A 17,752-nucleotide genomic window follows, 5' to 3' on the forward strand; every position below is an offset into this window, starting at 1 on the left:
AACTTTCCTTCTGCGCGATCGTGGGCCCCGGCGCGCGGCGCGCGGGGGCCCGGGGTTACGGGTTGAACACACCATTCACCGACAGGTTCGTCGGGTTCTCTTCTCCGCACCCTGCCGCTGTCAGCAGGTGGTGCGAGGATCGCATAAGCGTGACCGGAGACCACCTCGCGTTCAAAGTGATTACGGTGTCCACCGCAGAACGGGAACTACGTCCTGACGGCGGGCGATCCAACGGCGTCAAACCCTCCCTTTCCTCTCCTTCTCACCAGCTACGGTGCTATCCGTCGATGTCGGAGCCCCACGCGACTTCATGGCCCCGCACATGTGCGGCGGATCCTGTTGCATCAGGCAGCGCCCCGAACCGTGCACCGGCCCCGCCTGCATTGCCCTGACCTGGAATTACGTCAAGGTCTTGTCGTGCACGTGCGGTGTTTCCCACGGTGTGGTTCCACCACGGCTGCCGAGCGGGCCACGAGAACCTCCGGGCTCTGCTCCGACGCTCGGCCTGTCACGTCGGCGCCTTCAACCGATCTTCGTCGTCAACGGGACAAAGACTAACCAGGGCCACCGGGAATGTCTAGTCTCCAGAGACCAGATTTTCTGGACCGCTCCCCGCAGCCCTCGCCGACCGGGCGGTCGACACGTGACGCACGGGCACCACCGTGGCCGCACCACGGCCGGCCCGTGACGCCGCAGGACGGGTACGGGAGCGGTCGACGTGCTCGTCGACCGCACGCTGCGGCGGTGGACCGGAGCCGCCGCTGGTCCGCCGCCGTACTAGGGTGCTTTCCGGGGCAAAGTGTCCGGGTGGGGCAAGGAGGTCCGATGCGGCAGGCCAAACGGCTGAAGAGCGTCCGGTACGACATCCGCGGGCCGGTGCTGCGGCGGGCACAGGAGATGGAGGCCGCCGGCCACCGGATCCTCAAGCTGAACCTGGGCAACCCGGCACCCTGGGGGCTGGCCACCCCCGGGCCGATCGTCGCCGACGTGGTGCAGAACCTCGTCGAGGCGCAGGGCTACAGCGACGCCCGGGGCATCTACTCGGCGCGGGTCGCCGTCGCCCAGCGGTACCAGAACCTGGGCGTGACCGACGTCCAGCCGGACGACGTGCTGCTCGGCAACGGGGTCTCCGAGCTGATCATGATGGTGTTGCAGGCGCTGCTCGACTCCGGCGACGAGGTGCTGGTGCCCAGCCCGGACTACCCGCTCTGGACCGCCGCGGTCAACCTGTGCGGCGGGCAGGCCGTGCACTACCGCTGCGACGAGAGCGCCGGCTGGCAACCCGACCTGGAGCACCTGGCCTCGCGGATCACCGAACGTACCCGCGCCCTCGTGGTGATCAACCCGAACAACCCGACCGGCGCGGTGTACTCGGAGCAGACCCTGCTCGGCATGATCGAACTGGCCCGCCGGCACGGCCTGATGATCTTCGCCGACGAGATCTACGACCGGATCGTGTACGACGGCGCCACCCACCACACGCTCGCGGCGCTCGCCCCGGACGTGCCGGTGGTCAGCATGGGCGGCCTGTCGAAGGTCTACCGGGCCGCCGGCTTCCGCTCCGGCTGGCTCGCCACCAGCGGGTTCACCGGCACCGACACGGACTACCTGAACGGGCTGCAACTGCTGGCCAACCTCCGGGTCTGCCCGAACGTGCCGGCCCAGCACGCCATCCAGACGGCGCTCGGCGGCTACCAGAGCATCGACGAGCTGATCCGGCCCGGCGGGCGTCTGCTCGAACAGCGCGACCACGCCTGGCGCGAGGTCGTCTCGATCCCCGGCGTCGACTGCGTCAAGCCGGAGGGCGCGCTGTACCTCTTCGCCCGCCTCGATCCGGCCGTCCACAAGATCCACGACGACGAGAAGCTCGTGATCGACCTGCTGGAGCAGCAGCATCTGCTGATCTCGCACGGCAGCGGCTTCAACATCGACACCCCGGACCACCTGCGCATGGTGTTCCTGGCCCCGACCGACGTCCTCGACGACGCGATCGGGCGCATCCGCACCTTCCTGTCCACCTACCGGCAGTAGGAGGCGCCCGCTACCAGCTCACCACCAGCCTGCTCAGGCCGCCGGTCGTGGGCGAGAGGATGGACCGATGACCGAGAAGTCGACCGTGGCGGTGCTGGGCGCGGGCATCATGGGTGCCGCCATGGCCCGCAACCTCGTCCGGGCGGGGCACGTCGTCCGCGTGTGGAACCGGTCCCCGGAGAAGGCGGCGGGGACCGGCGCGACCGTGGCGCAGACCCCGGCCGACGCCGTACGTGACGCCGACGTGATCATCACGATGCTGTACGACGGGGCGACCGTCCGCGAGGTGATCGGGCGGGCCGCACCCGGGCTGAAGGCGGGCGCGGCCTGGCTGCAGACCACCACCGTGGGCCTGGCCGACACGGCCGGGTTCGCCGAGATCGCCGCCGAGCACCGGGTGGCGTTCTACGACTCGCCCGTGCTCGGCACCCGGCAGCCCGCCGAGGCCGGCCGGTTGACCGTGCTCGCCGCCGGGCCGCAGACCGGCCGGGAGAAGCTCACCGCGGTGTTCGACGCGATCGCGGCCCGGGTGGTGTGGCTCGCTGAGGACGGCGCGCGGGGCGACGCCACCCGGTTGAAGCTGGTGGCGAACAGTTGGGTCCTGACGGTGACCCACGGCGCGGTCGAGATGCTGGCGTTGGCCGGGGCGCTCGGCGTCGACCCGGACCGCTTCTTCGAGGTGATCGAGGGCGGCCCGCTGGACATGGGCTACCTGCGTGCCAAGACCGACCTGGTGCGGCAGGGCCGGTTGTCGCCGGCGAGCTTCGCGGTGGAGACCGCCGAGAAGGACGCCCGGCTGATCGTCGCGGCCGGCGAGGACCACGGGGTACGCCTCGACGTCCTGGCCGCCGGTGCGCAACGGTTCCGGCGGGCGGCCGCGCAGGGTCACGGCGACGAGGACATGGCGGCTTCGTACCACGCCAGCTTCGTCCCGTGACGCTGGTCCGGCGGCGGAGTACCGGTGGTGGCGGTGAGGCGTCGCACGGCGGCCTGAGCGGGAGGGCCCCAGGACGGTTTGCCGCCAGGGCGGCCGTGGACGCCGGCGTCGCCGATCAGGATGCCGCCGAGGGCGCGCGCCAGGGCCCACCCCCGGGCACGGCGGATGGTGGCGGTGTCGGGTGCCGGCCGGTAGGCGGCGAGGAAGTGGTCGATGCCGTCGTCGGGTAGCAGGAGCCACCCGGCGGCGAGGTCGTAGGCGGGGTCGCCCGTTCCGAGGTCGCCGAAGTCGATGACGCCGCGGAGGGTGCCGTCGGTGGTGAGGACGTTGGCCGGGTGCAGGTCGGCATGCAGCCAGCACAACGGCCCCGTCCAGCCGGGGGCGGTGACGGCGTCGTGCCAGATGGCGCGCACCGCGTCCGGGTCGGGGATCAGGCCCCGTTCGGTGGCGTCGGTGAGCGATGCGGTGAATCCCTCGGTGTGGTCGGTCAGCGGGCCGCCCCGACTGCCGCCGGTCGGAGCGCCGGTGGGGGCAGGCTGGTGCAGTGCGGTCAGGAAGGCGGCCAGGGAGTGCGCCGCGTCGGTGGCCCGGGTGACGGGGTGCCGGTCGGCGGGGACACCCGGCACCCACGTGGTGACGAGCCAGCACCGGGGGAACCGGTCGGAGGGTGCGCCGATCCGTTGCGGCACGGGGACCGGCAGCGGAAGGTGCGGGGCCAGGGTGGGCAGCCAGGTGAACTCCTTGCGTAGCAGCGCGTCCGCGCGGTCGGTCGCCCAGGGGAGCCGGACAGCCAGCTCGTCACCGAGCCGCCACATCTGGTTGTCCCACCCGCGTGCGCCCAGCCGAACGGGAAGACCGGCGAGGTCGGGGTGTTGGTCCCGAACCAACTCCTGGACCAGCTCCGCGGTGATCTCCTCTTCCCGGTGGGTCATGCGGAACAACGGTAGTCCCGCAGAGGCGTCTCGCGGGTCCTCGTCACCGGCCGGTCGCGACGATGAAGGCCGGGAACTCGCGACCTGGTTCCGGCGACGGGAGTAGACGTGTTGCTCGTCGGGTCGCAGTGGTGATTGTGGATGGTGCCTGGACCGGGCATGCTGACACCGCGGTCGGGCCGTTCGGCTCATCGGGGTGCAGAGCGAGTGCCCGGACCGCGCCGGGCGGGCGGGGATGTGCCTGCTGGAGTGAGGTAACCGCACGTCACGCCATCCGCTTCTCCCGATTTCCGCCGCGAATCTGCTGTTTCCACATGCACGGAGGAGTGCCGGTGAAACCGTTCTGTAGAGCTTTGCTCGCCGTACTGTGCGGAGCCGTACTGGTGGTCGGCCCGCAGACCCCCGCATCGGCGATCGCCGGCGGCACCACCACGTCGTCGCTGCACGGGCAGGTGCAGATCTGGAACAACGGAGGGGCCGACTTCCGCTGTACCGGCTCGCTCATCCATGTGCACTACGTGCTCACCGCGGCACACTGCCTCCACAGCAGCCGCCTCGTGGTCAAGGCGGGCGACAAGCGTCTCGGCAGCGGTCAGCGCATCATCGTCGACGGCACGGCGGCGGCACCGAAGGGCTACGACATGGCAGTCCTGCATCTGGCGTCGAACGTCACCCAGAGTAATCTCGTCGTTCCCTACAGCAGGGACATTGATCTACTCAAGACCGGGGTCACCGTCGCCATCCGCGGCTGGGGGCAGACCGAGACGAACGGGCCACCGGCATCGACCCTGCGGGTGTGCAGCCTGCGGGTCGAGCGATCCATCGCCTCGGAGCTGGAGTTGGAGGGACTCGACGGGGTTCCCCTGGACGGTGACTCCGGGGCGGCCGTCTGGCAGAACAACCGCGTCCAGGCCGTGTTCACCCACTCCGACGACGAGCTGGGTGGGCTGTCCGTTCCCACCGGTTTCCTGGCCGGCTGGATCAAGAGCGTCAGCGGGGTCGACGGAATCGACTGAACCCGGTCTGATCGGCCGGGCGACGTGGGCGGGGTCGTCGTCAGGCGGCGTCGACGCTGGTGAGGACGGCGTCCCAGGCCAGTTCGGCGGCGACCGTGCCCAGCCGCAGCGACGGGGCGGGCATCGTCACCTCGTCGGTGGTCAGGGCGAACAGGGTGTCACCGTCGGCGATGGTGTGGAAGGGCTGGATCGCCCGGTGCATGGAGCTGTGCACATGGGTGGCGAACTGGGCGAGTTCGGCGTCGGTCATCCGGACGTTGGTGACCACGGCGGTCAGGGTGGTGTTCCCGCCGGTGGGCGCGAGATCCGGTGCGGCCGCCGCGACCAGCTCGGCGTAGTCCTCGGCCGGGTGGCGACGCCGGCCGGTAGCCGGGTCGAGGTTGCCGCGCACGATCCCGCCGTCGCGGTCGACGATCACACCCATCGCGTTGACCACGGTCAGTACCAGCAGCCGGGCCGCGCCGACGCGGGCGAAGGCGGCCCCCTGCCCGCCCCACTCGGCGCGGGCGTTGTCGACCTTGCCGACGGTCGCGCCGACACCCGCACCGACCCTCCCGACGGCCACCCGGTCGGCGCGTACCGCGCGCAGCCCGTCGGCGCCGAGCCCGGCGTCGGGGTAGATGGCGTTGTCCCGGGGCGTGAAGTCGTAGACGACGGCCCCGGACACCACCGGCAGGCTGCCGAAGTCGGTCGCGTAGCCGGTGCGGCGGAGCAGTTCGTCGTAGACGCCTGACGCCGCGGCGAGCCCGAAGCTCGACCCGCCGGCGAAGCACAACGCGTGGTGGTACGGGAAGCCGCCGCTGACCCCGACGGCCCCGCCCCGCTTGTCGACGGCGGTACGCGCGCCGCCGGGGACGCTGAGCACGGTGACGCCGGTCGGGCCGTCGGGATACTCGGCGGTGCCGATCGCCACGCCGGGCAGGTCGAAGTCGACCCACCCGTCGCCCGCCGCACCGAGCACCGCGGGTCGTCGCCGGTGGTCGTTGCCGACGGGTGCCGTCGTACGCGGCGGGGCGGGATGGTGCTCGGACATGAGGATCACCGTCTCTCGTGGGGGGGTGTGGTGGCGGCGTGTCCCGACCGACGCCCGGTTACCTAGACTGGGCTGATGGCCCGTCCCGTCACGCTGCACGATGTCGCGCGCCGGGCGGGTGTCGGCAAGTCCACCGTTTCCAATGTGCTGTCGTGTTCCGGCCGGGTCTCCGAGGCGACCCGGGAACGGGTCCGTGCGGCGATGGAGGAACTGGGTTACGTCCCCAACCGGGCGGCCCGGCAGTTGCGGGGCGGGCGGACCGGCGTCATCGGGGTCTACGTTCCGGGCGTGCCGTCCACGTCGGAGTTCTACATGCGGTTCGTCTTCGGCGTCATGGAACGTGCCGCCGCCCGCGACCGGGACGTCTCGATCCTGACCGCCTCGGAACGCCGGTCGCCCCGCGCGCTCGACGGGGTGATCGTGGCCGATCCGCACCGGGACGACGCGTTCGTGCCGGTCCTGATGCAGGGTGGCGTGCCGGTCGTGTGTTTCGAACGGCCCCCGGCCGGGATGCGCGCGGACGTCGTGCTCTGGGCGGACCACCACCGCGCGCTCACCGGGCTGCTGGACCGGATGGCCGGGGCCGGGGCCCGGCGTCCCGCCCTGGTGGTGCCACCGGAGACGGGCGACTGGGCGGCCCAGTTGGCGGCGGCGCACCGGGACTGGTGCGCCCGGCACGGCGTCGCCCCCGTGGTGGCGCACCATCCGTGGGTGCCGTCGCCGGCGGAGGTGTCCCGGGCGGTCGAGCAGGTGCTCGCCGCGCCGGGGGTGGATGCCCTGGTGTGCGCCTCGGTGGACACCGCGCCGACGGCCGTGCAGGTGCTGCACGGGCTCGGCCGCCGGGTCGGGCGGGACGTCCTGCTGGCCAGCGCCACCGAGTCGAGCGCCCTGCGCCTGGGTCAACCGCCGATCACCGCGCTCGACCTGTCGCCGTTGGACGCCGGACGCCGCTGCGCCGACCTGCTCGACGACCTGATCGGTGGCGGCCCGGGTGGGGACTACGAGCATCCGGTCCACCTGTGGTGGCGGGAGTCGACCCGGGGGCCGGTCACCGGGTCATCCGTTCCAGTGCCTCCTCCATCCGGTCGCCCGCTTCCACCGGGTTGAGCCCGGCCGCGAGGCCGTCCTGGTAGACCTGGTCGAGCAGGGGGCGGAAGCGGGTGTAGCGGCGTTCCCAGTCGGCGGAGTCGGTGCGCCAGTAGCCCACGCAGACGGCGCGGTCGCGGGGCAGCCGGTGCACGGTGCGCAGCACGGACCGGGCCGTTCGGCACTCCCCCGCCTCGCCGGCGACCCAGACGTAGCCGGGGCCGTCGGGCAGGGTCTCGTCCCGCAGCCGGTCGGCGAGGCTGCCCGGACCGTCGCCGTTGCCGACCCCGACCCGTACGTCGATGTGCACGGTGGGGTCGTCGCCGGCGGCGGCGAGCAGGTCCCGGGCGTCGGCCAGGTCCGGCAGGTCCACCAGCACCCGCACCGGGAGGCCGGGGGTGCGTTCCGCGACGGCACGGGTCGCTGCGGGCAGCCCGGACAGGTCGGCGGCGAGCACCAGCCAGCGGGTGTCAGCGGGGGGACGGAACCAGGCGCGGCACCGCCACAGCAGCAGACCGGCGCCGGTCCCGGCCTGCCGCGCCCAGGACGTGGCGGGGCCGTGGTCGTGCAGGGCGAAGTCGATGGTCAGCCGCGCCCCGACGGGGTCAACGGCGCGGACGGAGTAGTTACGGCCGACGGGCGGGTGCTGCTCGTCGTGGTAGCCCCACACCTCGCCGCGCAGGGTCATCGGCGGTGGGGCCGACTCGCCGGGGCGGGGGAGGTAGAGCGTCACCGACTCGTCCGGTGCGCCGAGGGAGGGAAAGTTGGCGAGGTCGGGACCGCCGAGGACGATCCGTTGCAGGTGCGGGGTCAGCCGCCGGACCTCGTGCACGGTGGCGGTCCAGAAGCCGGGTCGGGTGAGCGTGTCGGTCATGTCGCGCTGTACTCCGACCTGGTGGCCGGGTCGCCGTCGACCGCGACGGTGAGCGCGGGGACGATCCTGTCCAGGACGTAGGGCAGGCTCAGCACGGAGGCGAACGCGAGCGCGCCGTTGGCCTCGGTGCCGAGGAAGACGTCGCGGCGTTGGGTGCGGACGTCCAGCCGGGTGTAGAGCGGGTCGCCGAGCAGAGTGGTCACGCCCGGGTCGGTGGCCGCCTCGGACCAGACGGCGACGTCCACGTCCACCAGGTCGAACCGTTCGCGGCTGATGGTGGCGGACTGGTTGGCGTTCGCGGTGAGGGTGGTGACCTCGGGTGCCATGGTCAGTCCGAGGTCGAGCAGCACCTTCGAGGCGGTGGTCTCGGGGCTGAACAGGTAGTACTGGCCTTCGTAGGTGGAGGCGAACACGGTGCGGGCGCCCTTGAGGCGGGGATGGGCGGCGGCGACCGAGGCGATCCGCTGTTCCAGGTCGGCGACGAGTTTCTCGGCCTCGGCGCGGTGGCCGGTGATCTGTCCGGCGGCCCTGCTCATCTGCTGCCAGGTCACCGCCCAGCTGCCGTCGCCGGCCGGCTGGGCGACGGTGGGGGCGATCTTGGTGAGCAGGTCGTACTCCTGCCGGGACATGCCGGAGGAGAGGCCGACGATGACGTCGGGGCGCAGTGCGGCGATCTGTTCGTAGTCGAGTTCGGCGCGGGCCAGCACCTCCGGCTTGGCCGTGCCGAGTCGTTCCCGGGCCCACGGCCAGGTCGCGTTCGGCTGGTTGCCGTACCAGTCGCGGATCGCCACCGGCACCTCGCCGAGGGCGAGGAAGTAGTCCTGTTCCTTGAGGCCCACCACCACGATCCGTTCGGGCTTGGCGGTGAGGGTGGTCGCGCCGAAGGCGTGGGTGAGGGTGGTGGGGAACGCGGCGTCGGACGATCCGGACGCGGGGGCGGCGGGCTTCGCCTCACCGGTGGCGCAACCGCCGGCCACCAGCACGACGAGCGCCAGTGTGGCGGCGGTCAGGATGGTGCTCAGCCGGCGTGGGCGGGTGTGTGACATGGCATTCGATCCTCAGGAGGGGCAGCGAGAACGACGTTCCCAGTGGCTTAGGGTAGGTTTACCTTAGCCAGTGATGGAACGTTCCACCATGAAGTGAGTCACAGTGTCGGTCGCCACCCCCACCGGCTTACGCCGCCCCCGCCTGCTCGCCGCCGGGCTGCTCGCCTGCGCGCTCGCTCTGCTGGCCGCCATCACCGCCAGCCTCGCCGTCGGCGCGCTGCCACTGACGACCGGCGTCGTGCTGCGGGAACTCCTCGCCCACGGCGACAGCGAGGCGGGCCTGATCGTCTGGGAGGTCCGGCTGCCCCGTACCGTGATCGCGATCTGCGTCGGCGCGGCCCTGGCGCTGGCCGGCACCCTGATGCAGGCCCTCACCCGCAACCCCCTCGCCGACCCCGGGCTGCTGGGCGTCAACGCCGGAGCCGCCGCCGCGGTGGTCGCCGGCATCCTCGCCGGGGTGGGCAGCCAACGCGGACACCTGCTGCTCGCCCTGCTCGGCGCGGGCCTCGCCGCCGGCCTGGTCACCATCATCGGCGGCACCCGGGGGCCGGGCAGGGCCGAGGACGGCCGGCTGGTCCTGGCCGGCGCGGCCGTCGGCGCCTGCCTGACCGGGGCCGTCGCCGGTGTCACCCTGATCGACCAGACCGCATTCGACAGGTACCGCTTCTGGGCCGTCGGCAGCCTCGCCGACCAGCCGCCGTCCGCCCTGCTCACGGCGGCACCGGCGCTGCTCGCCGGCCTGGTCGTCACCGTCGGCGTGATCCGACCGCTGGACGTGCTGCGCTTCGGCGACGAGGGCGGCACCGCGCTGGGGGTCAGCCCCGGCCGCACCCGGCTGCTCGCGCTGGTCGCCACCACCCTGCTCTGCGGCGGCGCGACCGCCGTGGCCGGCCCCATCGGCTTCCTCGGGCTCGCCGTCCCCCACGCCGCCCGGGCGATCTGCGGCCCCCGGCTCGGGTGGATCGTCGCCTACGCCTGCCTGCTCGGCCCGATCCTGCTGATCACCGCCGACGTGATCGGCCGGCTGCTGGCCCGACCCGGAGAGATCGAGGTCGCGGTCATCATGGGCGCGATCGGCGCGCCCGTGTTCATCGCCCTGGTCCGCGCCCGGAGGATTCCCCGCCCATGACCACCACCGCGACCAGCGGTCCGGGCCGCCGCACCCGCCGCCGGCACACCCACCGCGCCACCCTGGCCTGCCTCCTCGCCCTGGCCCTCGGCGTCGGGCTGGCCGTCGTCGCCCTGGCCAGCGGCCGGTACGCCACCCCGCCGCACGACCTGTGGCCGGCGCTGACCGGGGGCGGCGACCCCGGCCTGCGGTTCGTCCTGTTCGAGCTGCGGCTGCCCCGGATCGGCACCGCACTCGCCGTCGGAGCCGCCCTCGGCGCGGCCGGCGCACTCTTCCAGAGCGCCAGCCGTAATCCCCTCGGCAGCCCCGACATCGTCGGCTTCACCGTCGGTGCCGTCACCGGCGCACTCGTCGTCCTGCTGGTTCTCCACGACACCCGACTCACCCCCGCCGTGGGTGCGGTGCTCGGCGGTGCCGCCGTCGCCGGGGCGGCCCTGCTGCTCGGCGGAACCGGGCAACGCCTCATCCTCGTCGGGATCGGCCTGTCCGCCCTGCTCACCTCCGTCAACGCGTACCTGCTGACCCGCGCCGAGGTGACCGACGCGCAGAACGCCGCCGTCTGGCTCGTCGGCAGCCTCAACGGCAGCGGCCCGCACCTGCCGCTGCTGCTCGGCGCGCTCGCCGCGCTGCTGCCACCCGCCGTGCTGGCGGCCCGGGGGCTGCGACTCATCGAGAACGGCGAGGACAAGGCACTCAGCCTCGGCGTACCCGTACGCCGGCAACGCCTCACCGCGACGGCCCTGGCGGTCGCGCTCACCGCCGTCGGGGTCGCCGGCGCCGGACCTGTCGGCTTCGTCGCCCTGGCCGCCCCCCACCTGGCCCGCCGGCTCACCCGCGTCGCCGCTCCCCTGGTGACCACGAGCGCGGTGTTCGGCGCCGTGCTGCTGCTCGCCGCCGACCAGCTCGCCCAACGGCTCGTCCCCGGGCAGCAACTGCCCGTCGGCGCGGTCACCGGCGTCGTCGGCGGCGGCTACCTCGCTCTCGTCCTGGCCTGGAGCTGGCGAGGGAGGCCCGGGTGAGCCGCCGCCCGTCCCGCACCGCACCGCCCACCCCGGAGGCAACCATGACCGCCCCGCCCGCGATCGAACTGGACTCGGTCACCGTCGGCTACGACCGTCGGACCGTCTGCCGGGACGTCTCCCTGCGGATCGCCGAGGGGAGCTTCACCGTCTTCATCGGGCCGAACGGGTGCGGCAAGTCGACCCTGCTGCGCACCATCGCCCGGGTGTTGCGGCCCAGCGCGGGCCGGGTGGCCGTCCTCGGCCGCGACGTGCACGGCTACCGCCGGCGGCAGTACGCCCGTACCGTGGGGCTGCTCCCCCAGGGCATCGAGGCACCGGCGGGGATGACCGTCACCGATCTGGTGCTGCGGGGGCGGCACCCGCACCGCTCGGCGCTGAGCCGCTGGACGTCGCACGACGAACGGGCGGTCACCGCGGCGCTGGCCGCCACCGGCACCACCGACCTCGGCGACCGGGTGCTGGCGGAACTCTCCGGAGGCCAACGGCAACGCGCCTGGTTGGCCATGCTGCTGGCGCAGGACACCCCGATCCTGCTGCTCGACGAACCGACCACCTACCTCGACATCGCCCACCAGTACGAGGTCCTCGACCTGCTCGCCGACCTGCACGCCGGCGGCCGGACCGTGGTCGCCGTCCTGCACGACCTCAACCAGGCGGCCCGCTACGCCACCGACCTGGTGGTGCTGCGCGACGGCCAGGTCGCCATGACCGGTCACCCGTCGACGGCGCTCACCCCGGACCTCGTCGCCGACGTGTTCGGGTTGCGCTGCCGGATCGTGCCCGATCCGGTGACGGGCACTCCCGCGGTGTTCCCCGAGTCCGCCCGCCCCCACCCGACCAGCCCAGCGGTGGCGCCCGGTGGATGAGCGGACCGTCCTGCCGACGGCCGGCCTGTCAGGGTCGGACGGAACCTGTCCGACCCTGACAGCCGCGCCGATCGGCTACGGAGGCCCCGGCCCCGGACATCGCTACCGGCCAGCCACGGCCCGACCGTGGACGACGAGGGCTTCACCGCCGTACGGCGCTACCGCAGGCCCCGCCGGGGTCGGGGAACGATCTTCTCGGCGTCGACCACGGTGAACGAGGCGTACGGGTGGACGCCACCGCTGACGACCGCCTCGGCCTGCCGGTCGCCCAGGAGCACCGAACGGAAGAATGCGGTGACGTATCCGGCGCTGACCTGGCGCTGTTCGGTCTCGGTCAGTTTGCGGGTCACGTGCGACCACTCGATCGGCGGTTCGGGGGTGCCGCTGTCCGGGTCCCAGTCCGGGAACGTCGGGGTGCCGCACCAGCCCGGTGCCGGACCGAAGCCCTGGTCGTCGATGGCGCCGACCTGCCCGCTCCCGGGAGACCACTGGGTGTTGAGGAAGTTGTGGTTCGCGCCACGAACATGCCAGGTGTAGACCGGCTCACGCGTGTGACCGGTTGCCAACTTCGCATAGTCGAGACCCTGCTCGCTGTCGCAGCCGCCGACCCACACCGCGAGCGGTGCCGAGGTCACCCGGTAGAGCTTGGCATCCGGGGAACCGGGATTGGTGGCGGTGCCCGAGCCGGCGGCGGCGAGGGCGAGGACGCCGGCCACGCGTACGCCTGCCGGAAGGTCGACGCGGTGGACGTCCGCGGCGTGCCAGGCCACCGCACGGCCGCCGCGTGAGTGGCCGAGTGTCCCCGTACGAGAGAAGTCGATCCTGCCTTTGAGGTTCGGGGTCGGGCCGCTGAAGTGGCCGGCCAGCGCGCCACCGCCCGTGCGGGCCAGTTCGGTCCAGAGCGCGAGATGCTTGTTGATGAGCTTCGCGCGGGCGTTGTCGGCCTCGGTGCCGATCTGACCGGCGTTGATTCCGTTGGCGCTGATCGAGACGACGACCATTCCCTGGGCGGCGAGCTGTCGGGCGAGATAGTCGTAGCCCCGGTAGCTGGGTAGTGCGGCGACACCGGGCGCGCACGGCCACTGCCAGAGCCGGTGGATGGCGTCCAACCAGCGCGGGTCGTCGTAGTAGTCGTCCGGCGACTCCTTCTCGATCCGGGCCGCCTCGGCGTCGGCAGCCCGGTCGGCGCAGGTGGACCAGTAGCCGTGCGAGAGCACCACCAGGGGAAACGGCCCGTTGCCGGCGGCCGGGTAGTGCACGTTGCCGGTCAGCTCGATCGGTGCCAGGGTCGACGAGTCCGGGCCGTCGGTGTGGAAGCCGGCGACGGTGAACGCACGGTCGCCGAGGGTGTAGTCGAGCGACCTGACCGGATAGGTGCGGTCCCTGGCCTGGGCGGGTGACGCAGGCACGAGGCCGGCGGCGACCAGCGCCACTGCGGCCAGGCCCTTCAGCAATGACAACCTTTTCTCCTTCACGGGGACCGGGGCTGGTACGTGCCACATCCTGGCGAACCCTTGTCAGGAACCTGTGGTGATCCGGTAGTGGTCCCGTTCTCTACCTGTTTCGATGTTCTGACGCCTCCTAGACTCGCCGCCGTGAACGCGAACGTGCTCGTCGCCGAGGACGACCCCAAGCAGGCCGAACTGCTCCGGCGGTATCTGGAGCACGAGGGCCACCGGGTGTCGGTGGTCCACGATGGCCGGGCAGCGCTGGACGAGATCCGCCACCGCCCGCCGGACCTGCTGGTGCTGGACGTCATGATGCCGCGCGTCGACGGCCTCGACGTGTGCCGCATCCTGCGTCGGGACTCCGAGGTGCCGGTGCTGATGGTCACCGCACGCAGCACCGAGGACGACCTTCTGTTGGGCCTGGACCTGGGCGCCGACGACTACCTGACGAAGCCGTACAGCCCGCGGGAACTGGCGGCGCGGGTGCGCACCCTGCTCCGTCGGACCCGGTCCACGGCTGCGCGGCCCGTCGCGCCGCCCCTGCGGGTGGGCGACCTTCTCCTTGATCCGGTACGCCACGAGGTCACCGTCGCCGGCACCCCGGTGGTGTGCACCCCGGGCGAGTTCGCCCTGTTGAGTGCGTTCGCGGCGGAGCCGGGTAGAGCGTTCAGCCGCGACCAACTGCTCCGCCGGCTGCACGGGCTCGACTCGTACGTCACCGCCCGCACGGTCGACGTGCACGTGATGAACCTGCGCCGAAAGATCGAGACGAACCCGCGACGCCCGGCACGGCTGCTCACCGTGTACGGCATCGGATACAAACTCGCCGATGGCTGAGCGGTGCGGACGCGGCAGCCTCCTGGTCCGGCTGCTCGCCCTCAGCGTGGTCATCTCCGTACTCTCGATCTCGGCGACCGCCTGGCTCGCCGTACGCGACACGACCCGGGCACTGCAACAGGAGCGCGGCCGGGCGCTCGCCGACGACGCGCGGATCTACAACGCCCTGCTCGGGCACGCCGCGACGCACCACGACTGGACGGGCGTTTCGCCACTGGTGCGGTCCCTCGCGGCGGACACCGAGCGACGGATCGTCCTGACCGACCGCAACCGCACCCCCCTCGCCGCGTCCGGTGCGGGGGCCCTGCCGCAACGGGCCTCCGCCACCGTCGATCCGCTCGACGTCAACACCGATCTGGCGGGCACGGCGGGAGCCGGCGGGATCGACGCGCGGGCCACCGGCCCGTACCAGCTTCCGGCCGCCGAACGGACCGCGCTACGCAGAATGGCGGTGAGGGCGCTGAACTGTCTGCACGGTCCGGTCGACCCGGCCCCGATGACGGCGGCGGAAGGGTTGCTTCCGGTCCGTACCGATGCGGAGATCGTCGTCACCCCCAGCGGACGGCCCCGCATCGCGTCCCGAGGCACCACCGTCACCACCGACACCCGGTGCGTCGGGGAGTTCGACGCGTTGGCCGAGCCGACCGCCACCGAGCGACAGGCGCTGGACCAGCTCGACGACCTCGTCAACACCTGCCTGGGCCGCCAGCGGATTCCGGCGGTGCGAACCGACCTCGACGGACAGTGGACCCCGGCCGGGTCCGGCCCGATCACCACCGAACGACGCGACGACGTCGACGGTTGTGTCGCCACGGCACGACGCACCCAGATCGCCGACCACGTCGCGCCACCCGTGCTGCTGTTCGTCACCGACCCGGGTACCCCGGTGCCGGTCGGTGCCTTCGACCTCACCCCGGCCAACCGGTTGCGGATCTTCGGGGTGGCCGGGGTGGTGCTGCTCGTCGCGGTCGGTGTCACCGTGCTGGTGGGGGTACGCCTGGTCCGACCACTGCACGCGTTGACCGCTGCGGCCGGGCGGATGCGCAACGGCGACACCACGGCACGGGTCCGGGTCGCCGGACGCGATGAGATCGCCCGGCTCGGCACCGCGTTCAACGAGATGGCCGAACAGCGGTGCCGGGTAGAGCAACTGCGCCGCGACATGGTCGGCGACATCGCCCACGAGATGCGTACGCCGGTGACGAACATCCGCGGCTGGTTGGAGGCAGCCGAGGACGGGGTGGTCGAACTCGATGTGGACCTGGTCAGCTCGTTGCTGGACGAGGCGCTGCTACTCCAGCACGTCATCGACGACCTTCAGGATCTCGCCGCAGCCGACGCGGGCGAGCTGACACTGCACCGGCAACAGGTCGAGCTGCCCAAACTGCTCCGCGAGATCGCGGACGCCTTCGCTCCCGCCGCCGAGTCCGCCGGGGTCGCGCTGGTCGTCGATGCCGCACCCGGCACCCTCGATGCCGATCCGATCCGGCTCCGGCAGGCCATCGGCAACCTGATCACCAACGCGATCCGGCACACCCCCGCCGACGGCCAGGTCACGCTCTCCGCCCGGCACCGGGCAGCGTACGTCGAGATCGTCGTGGCCGATAACGGGCCGGGGATTCCGCAGGAGCAGCGTGAGCTCGTCTTCGAACGGTTCTGGCGGGCCGAGAAGTCCCGCAGCCGGCGAACGGGCGGCAGCGGTCTCGGGCTCGCCATCGTCCGCAAGATCGCTGAGTCACACGGTGGCACCTCGGCGGTCGCCGGCGCCGCCGGAACGGGAGCGGTGTTCACCCTTCGCCTGCCGGCCGCAGGCGGTCAGGCCGACCCGCCGGACCGGCCTGCCCCGCCTCCCGACCGACCCTGACCCCGCACCGCCGTGGGACCGGCGGGTGGTCGGGGCGGTGTCGGTTTTCCCATCAGGGCCGCGCCCCTGCCGCCGGCCACACTCAGGCGTGGCCTCGCCCCGGCAGCGTTCCGGCCGAACACGTGCCCGGTCGGCGGCTCGTCGCGGCCGGCGGCTGACCGGTCACGGGGACCGTCAGCGGTGCACTGCCACCTGGTACACGCCGCCGCACGCCTCGGCGAGAGTCGACCCGAACAGCGCCGCCGGCGTGTACGCACCAGGCTTTCCCTGCCCGGCCAGCAGCCGCCGAACCAGCTCGGCGGGCACCGTCGCCGTCCAGGACTGGGCCTCGCCGACCCGTAGCCAGCCCTCGCGGATGCTGCCGTCCGGCCATTGGACGACCGCGTGGCCCCAGGAGTGCTCGCGGGGCTTCGGGCGGGCCCTGGTCGGTACCGCGGCGAGCCGTCGCCGCAGCAGGGAGCGCACCGGGCCGATCGCGAGCAGGGCGGTCGCGACGGGCAGCACCGCGCGCACGACCGGGGAGGACGGAGCCTCGCTCGACGCGGCGAGCACGTCCGCGGCACCGCTGGCCCGTTGGGCGGCCACCAGTTCGCCCAGCGGCATGCCGGCGGTGGTCACCGTGGACCCGTCGGGCAGGACCAGCTTCATCGGATCGCTGCCGAGACCGGCCGGGGTGAGTCGCCCGTCGCGGTACCGGCGGCCCTGGAACCGCCCGCCGCCCTCGACCCCGGGGATGCCCTCCACGATCGTGGCGGCCAGGGCGTCGCCGACGACACCGTCCTCGGCGGCCAACGAGGGCACCATGTCGACCCGGACCCGCCGAGGTGTCGGCCGTCCCTCGCAGAGCTTCACCACGACGCTCTCGGTGGCGGTCACGCCGAACCCGGCTCCCGTGACGGCCGTGCACCCCGCGGCCGTCAGCTCCCCGTGCCGGCCGAGGATCGCCGTCACCGAGGCCAGGTCGTTGGCGAGGTCGAGGTAGTGGCCGGCCGGGAGGCACGCGTCCAGCAGCGGCAGGGCCGTCTCGACGAACGGTCCGACGGTGTTGACCACCACGGCCGGCCGCTCCCGGCGGATCGCGGCGGCGGTTTCGCGGACCGAACCGGCCACGATCGTCGGCAGCCCGTCGGCGGCGGCCTTCAGCCGTCCGGCGTCCCGGCCGACCAGCACCGGCTCGATGCTCCGTCGGCGCAGTTCGGCCGCGATGGCGCGCCCGCTGCGTCCGGTGCCGCCGAGGATCCATACGTCGGTCATGGCACAGCTCCGCCCTGGTGCGGCAGCCGTCCCAGTGACGACACGCCGTGTCATCACCATACCGTCGACGACACGTCATGTCATCACGGCTACACTGGGATCATGGCCCGATGGCGACCGGATGCCCGCGAGCGGCTGCGGCAGGCGGCGCTCGAACTCTTCGCCGAGCAGGGCTTCGCCGCCACCACGGTGCCGGCGATCACCGCGCGGGCCGGCCTGACGACGCGCACGTTCTTCCGGCACTTCGCCGACAAGCGCGAGGTGCTCTTCGCGGACGAGGCCGAGATCAGCGCCTTCGCCACGGAACTCATGGCCACGGCGCCCACCGACGAACCGCTGACGTTCATCGTCGCGGGCCTGCGCACGGTCGCCGAGAC

The 17,752-nt window shown here is 72.7% G+C and carries 16 protein-coding genes and 1 pseudogene; 11 read left to right on the plus strand and 6 right to left on the minus strand.

Annotated features, from left to right (window positions below; all coding sequences use genetic code 11):
• Positions 1-825 precede the first annotated feature (825 nt).
• From ACOJTC_RS07435 to ACOJTC_RS07445, 3 genes and pseudogenes are all read left to right on the plus strand, one after another.
• The gene (locus ACOJTC_RS07435) at positions 826-2,031 is read left to right on the plus strand and encodes a pyridoxal phosphate-dependent aminotransferase (protein WP_420116282.1); all 1,206 of its coding nucleotides are present in this window, start codon (positions 826-828) and stop codon (positions 2,029-2,031) included.
• Between the two features lie 58 nt (positions 2,032-2,089).
• Positions 2,090-2,557: pseudogene (locus ACOJTC_RS07440) on the plus strand (NAD(P)-dependent oxidoreductase); the annotation flags it as partial.
• Positions 2,558-2,638: 81 nt separating this feature from the next.
• Positions 2,639-2,968 (plus strand): NAD-binding protein, encoded by a 330-nt coding sequence (locus tag ACOJTC_RS07445; protein ID WP_420116297.1) that lies wholly within the window; start codon positions 2,639-2,641, stop codon positions 2,966-2,968.
• Here the strand turns inward: ACOJTC_RS07445 and ACOJTC_RS07450 are convergent.
• Positions 2,917-3,900, minus strand: a complete 984-nt coding sequence (locus tag ACOJTC_RS07450; protein WP_420116283.1) for an aminoglycoside phosphotransferase family protein — start codon at positions 3,898-3,900, stop codon at positions 2,917-2,919. The two genes, ACOJTC_RS07445 and ACOJTC_RS07450, sit on opposite strands and share 52 nt — an antisense overlap.
• A gap of 332 nt (positions 3,901-4,232) precedes the next feature.
• Here ACOJTC_RS07450 and ACOJTC_RS07455 point away from each other — a divergent pair, with 332 nt between their 5' ends.
• Positions 4,233-4,916 carry a trypsin-like serine protease gene (locus ACOJTC_RS07455; RefSeq protein ID WP_420116284.1) on the plus strand — a complete coding sequence of 228 codons (684 nt, stop codon included), beginning with the start codon at positions 4,233-4,235 and terminating at the stop codon, positions 4,914-4,916.
• Between the two features lie 40 nt (positions 4,917-4,956).
• On the opposite strand, the gene ACOJTC_RS07460 is transcribed toward ACOJTC_RS07455, so the two are convergent.
• A complete protein-coding gene (locus ACOJTC_RS07460) occupies positions 4,957-5,949 on the minus strand; it encodes a P1 family peptidase (protein ID WP_420116285.1) in 993 nt (330 codons plus the stop codon).
• A gap of 75 nt (positions 5,950-6,024) precedes the next feature.
• On the opposite strand from ACOJTC_RS07460, the gene ACOJTC_RS07465 reads away from it, so the two are divergent.
• A complete protein-coding gene (locus ACOJTC_RS07465) occupies positions 6,025-7,056 on the plus strand; it encodes a LacI family DNA-binding transcriptional regulator (RefSeq protein ID WP_420116286.1) in 1,032 nt (343 codons plus the stop codon).
• On the opposite strand, the gene ACOJTC_RS07470 is transcribed toward ACOJTC_RS07465, so the two are convergent.
• Both ACOJTC_RS07470 and ACOJTC_RS07475 read right to left on the minus strand, forming a co-directional pair.
• Positions 6,998-7,909 carry a siderophore-interacting protein gene (locus ACOJTC_RS07470; RefSeq protein ID WP_420116287.1) on the minus strand — a complete coding sequence of 304 codons (912 nt, stop codon included), beginning with the start codon at positions 7,907-7,909 and terminating at the stop codon, positions 6,998-7,000. The genes ACOJTC_RS07465 and ACOJTC_RS07470 overlap by 59 nt on opposite strands.
• Positions 7,906-8,955 carry an iron-siderophore ABC transporter substrate-binding protein gene (locus tag ACOJTC_RS07475; RefSeq protein WP_420116288.1) on the minus strand — a complete coding sequence of 350 codons (1,050 nt, stop codon included), beginning with the start codon at positions 8,953-8,955 and terminating at the stop codon, positions 7,906-7,908. The genes ACOJTC_RS07470 and ACOJTC_RS07475 overlap by 4 nt, the downstream gene beginning before the upstream one ends.
• A gap of 103 nt (positions 8,956-9,058) precedes the next feature.
• Here ACOJTC_RS07475 and ACOJTC_RS07480 point away from each other — a divergent pair, with 103 nt between their 5' ends.
• The 3 genes from ACOJTC_RS07480 to ACOJTC_RS07490 are packed head-to-tail and all read left to right on the plus strand — an operon-like array spanning position 9,059 to position 11,972.
• Complete coding sequence (locus ACOJTC_RS07480) at positions 9,059-10,084, plus strand: FecCD family ABC transporter permease (RefSeq protein ID WP_420116289.1); 1,026 nt, start codon at positions 9,059-9,061, stop codon at positions 10,082-10,084.
• A complete protein-coding gene (locus ACOJTC_RS07485; protein WP_420116290.1) occupies positions 10,081-11,103 on the plus strand; it encodes a FecCD family ABC transporter permease in 1,023 nt (340 codons plus the stop codon). The genes ACOJTC_RS07480 and ACOJTC_RS07485 overlap by 4 nt, the downstream gene beginning before the upstream one ends.
• A 44-nt stretch (positions 11,104-11,147) precedes the next feature.
• A complete protein-coding gene (locus ACOJTC_RS07490; protein ID WP_420116291.1) occupies positions 11,148-11,972 on the plus strand; it encodes an ABC transporter ATP-binding protein in 825 nt (274 codons plus the stop codon).
• A gap of 158 nt (positions 11,973-12,130) precedes the next feature.
• Here ACOJTC_RS07490 and ACOJTC_RS07495 read toward each other — a convergent pair whose 3' ends face one another.
• Positions 12,131-13,432, minus strand: coding sequence for a hypothetical protein (locus ACOJTC_RS07495; RefSeq protein WP_420116292.1), 1,302 nt, complete (start codon positions 13,430-13,432; stop codon positions 12,131-12,133).
• A gap of 135 nt (positions 13,433-13,567) precedes the next feature.
• Between ACOJTC_RS07495 and ACOJTC_RS07500 the strand changes: the two genes are divergently transcribed.
• Both ACOJTC_RS07500 and ACOJTC_RS07505 read left to right on the plus strand, forming a co-directional pair.
• Positions 13,568-14,257: a response regulator transcription factor gene (locus tag ACOJTC_RS07500; protein WP_420116293.1), complete on the plus strand. Its 690-nt coding sequence runs from the start codon at positions 13,568-13,570 to the stop codon at positions 14,255-14,257.
• Positions 14,250-16,121: a sensor histidine kinase gene (locus ACOJTC_RS07505; protein WP_420116294.1), complete on the plus strand. Its 1,872-nt coding sequence runs from the start codon at positions 14,250-14,252 to the stop codon at positions 16,119-16,121. The genes ACOJTC_RS07500 and ACOJTC_RS07505 overlap by 8 nt, the downstream gene beginning before the upstream one ends.
• Before the next feature lie 174 nt (positions 16,122-16,295).
• Here the strand turns inward: ACOJTC_RS07505 and ACOJTC_RS07510 are convergent, their stop codons facing one another.
• Positions 16,296-17,375 (minus strand): hypothetical protein, encoded by a 1,080-nt coding sequence (locus tag ACOJTC_RS07510; RefSeq protein ID WP_420116295.1) that lies wholly within the window; start codon positions 17,373-17,375, stop codon positions 16,296-16,298.
• Positions 17,376-17,477: 102 nt separating this feature from the next.
• On the opposite strand from ACOJTC_RS07510, the gene ACOJTC_RS07515 reads away from it, so the two are divergent.
• On the plus strand, positions 17,478-17,752 hold a 275-nt coding region (locus ACOJTC_RS07515; protein WP_420116296.1), incomplete at its 3' end, for a helix-turn-helix domain-containing protein.

The organism is Micromonospora sp. (assembly GCF_048594385.1).
Lineage (GTDB): Bacteria > Actinomycetota > Actinomycetes > Mycobacteriales > Micromonosporaceae > Micromonospora > Micromonospora wenchangensis.

Coding starts and splice junctions, on each gene's coding strand:
- ACOJTC_RS07435 (WP_420116282.1), top strand. CDS start 826: ATGCGGCAGGCCAAACGGCTGAAGAGCGTCCGGTACGACATCCGCGGG.
- ACOJTC_RS07450 (WP_420116283.1), bottom strand. CDS start 3,900: ATGACCCACCGGGAAGAGGAGATCACCGCGGAGCTGGTCCAGGAGTTG.
- ACOJTC_RS07460 (WP_420116285.1), bottom strand. CDS start 5,949: ATGTCCGAGCACCATCCCGCCCCGCCGCGTACGACGGCACCCGTCGGC.
- ACOJTC_RS07465 (WP_420116286.1), top strand. CDS start 6,025: ATGGCCCGTCCCGTCACGCTGCACGATGTCGCGCGCCGGGCGGGTGTC.
- ACOJTC_RS07470 (WP_420116287.1), bottom strand. CDS start 7,909: ATGACCGACACGCTCACCCGACCCGGCTTCTGGACCGCCACCGTGCAC.
- ACOJTC_RS07475 (WP_420116288.1), bottom strand. CDS start 8,955: ATGTCACACACCCGCCCACGCCGGCTGAGCACCATCCTGACCGCCGCC.
- ACOJTC_RS07485 (WP_420116290.1), top strand. CDS start 10,081: ATGACCACCACCGCGACCAGCGGTCCGGGCCGCCGCACCCGCCGCCGG.
- ACOJTC_RS07490 (WP_420116291.1), top strand. CDS start 11,148: ATGACCGCCCCGCCCGCGATCGAACTGGACTCGGTCACCGTCGGCTAC.
- ACOJTC_RS07505 (WP_420116294.1), top strand. CDS start 14,250: ATGGCTGAGCGGTGCGGACGCGGCAGCCTCCTGGTCCGGCTGCTCGCC.
- ACOJTC_RS07510 (WP_420116295.1), bottom strand. CDS start 17,375: ATGACCGACGTATGGATCCTCGGCGGCACCGGACGCAGCGGGCGCGCC.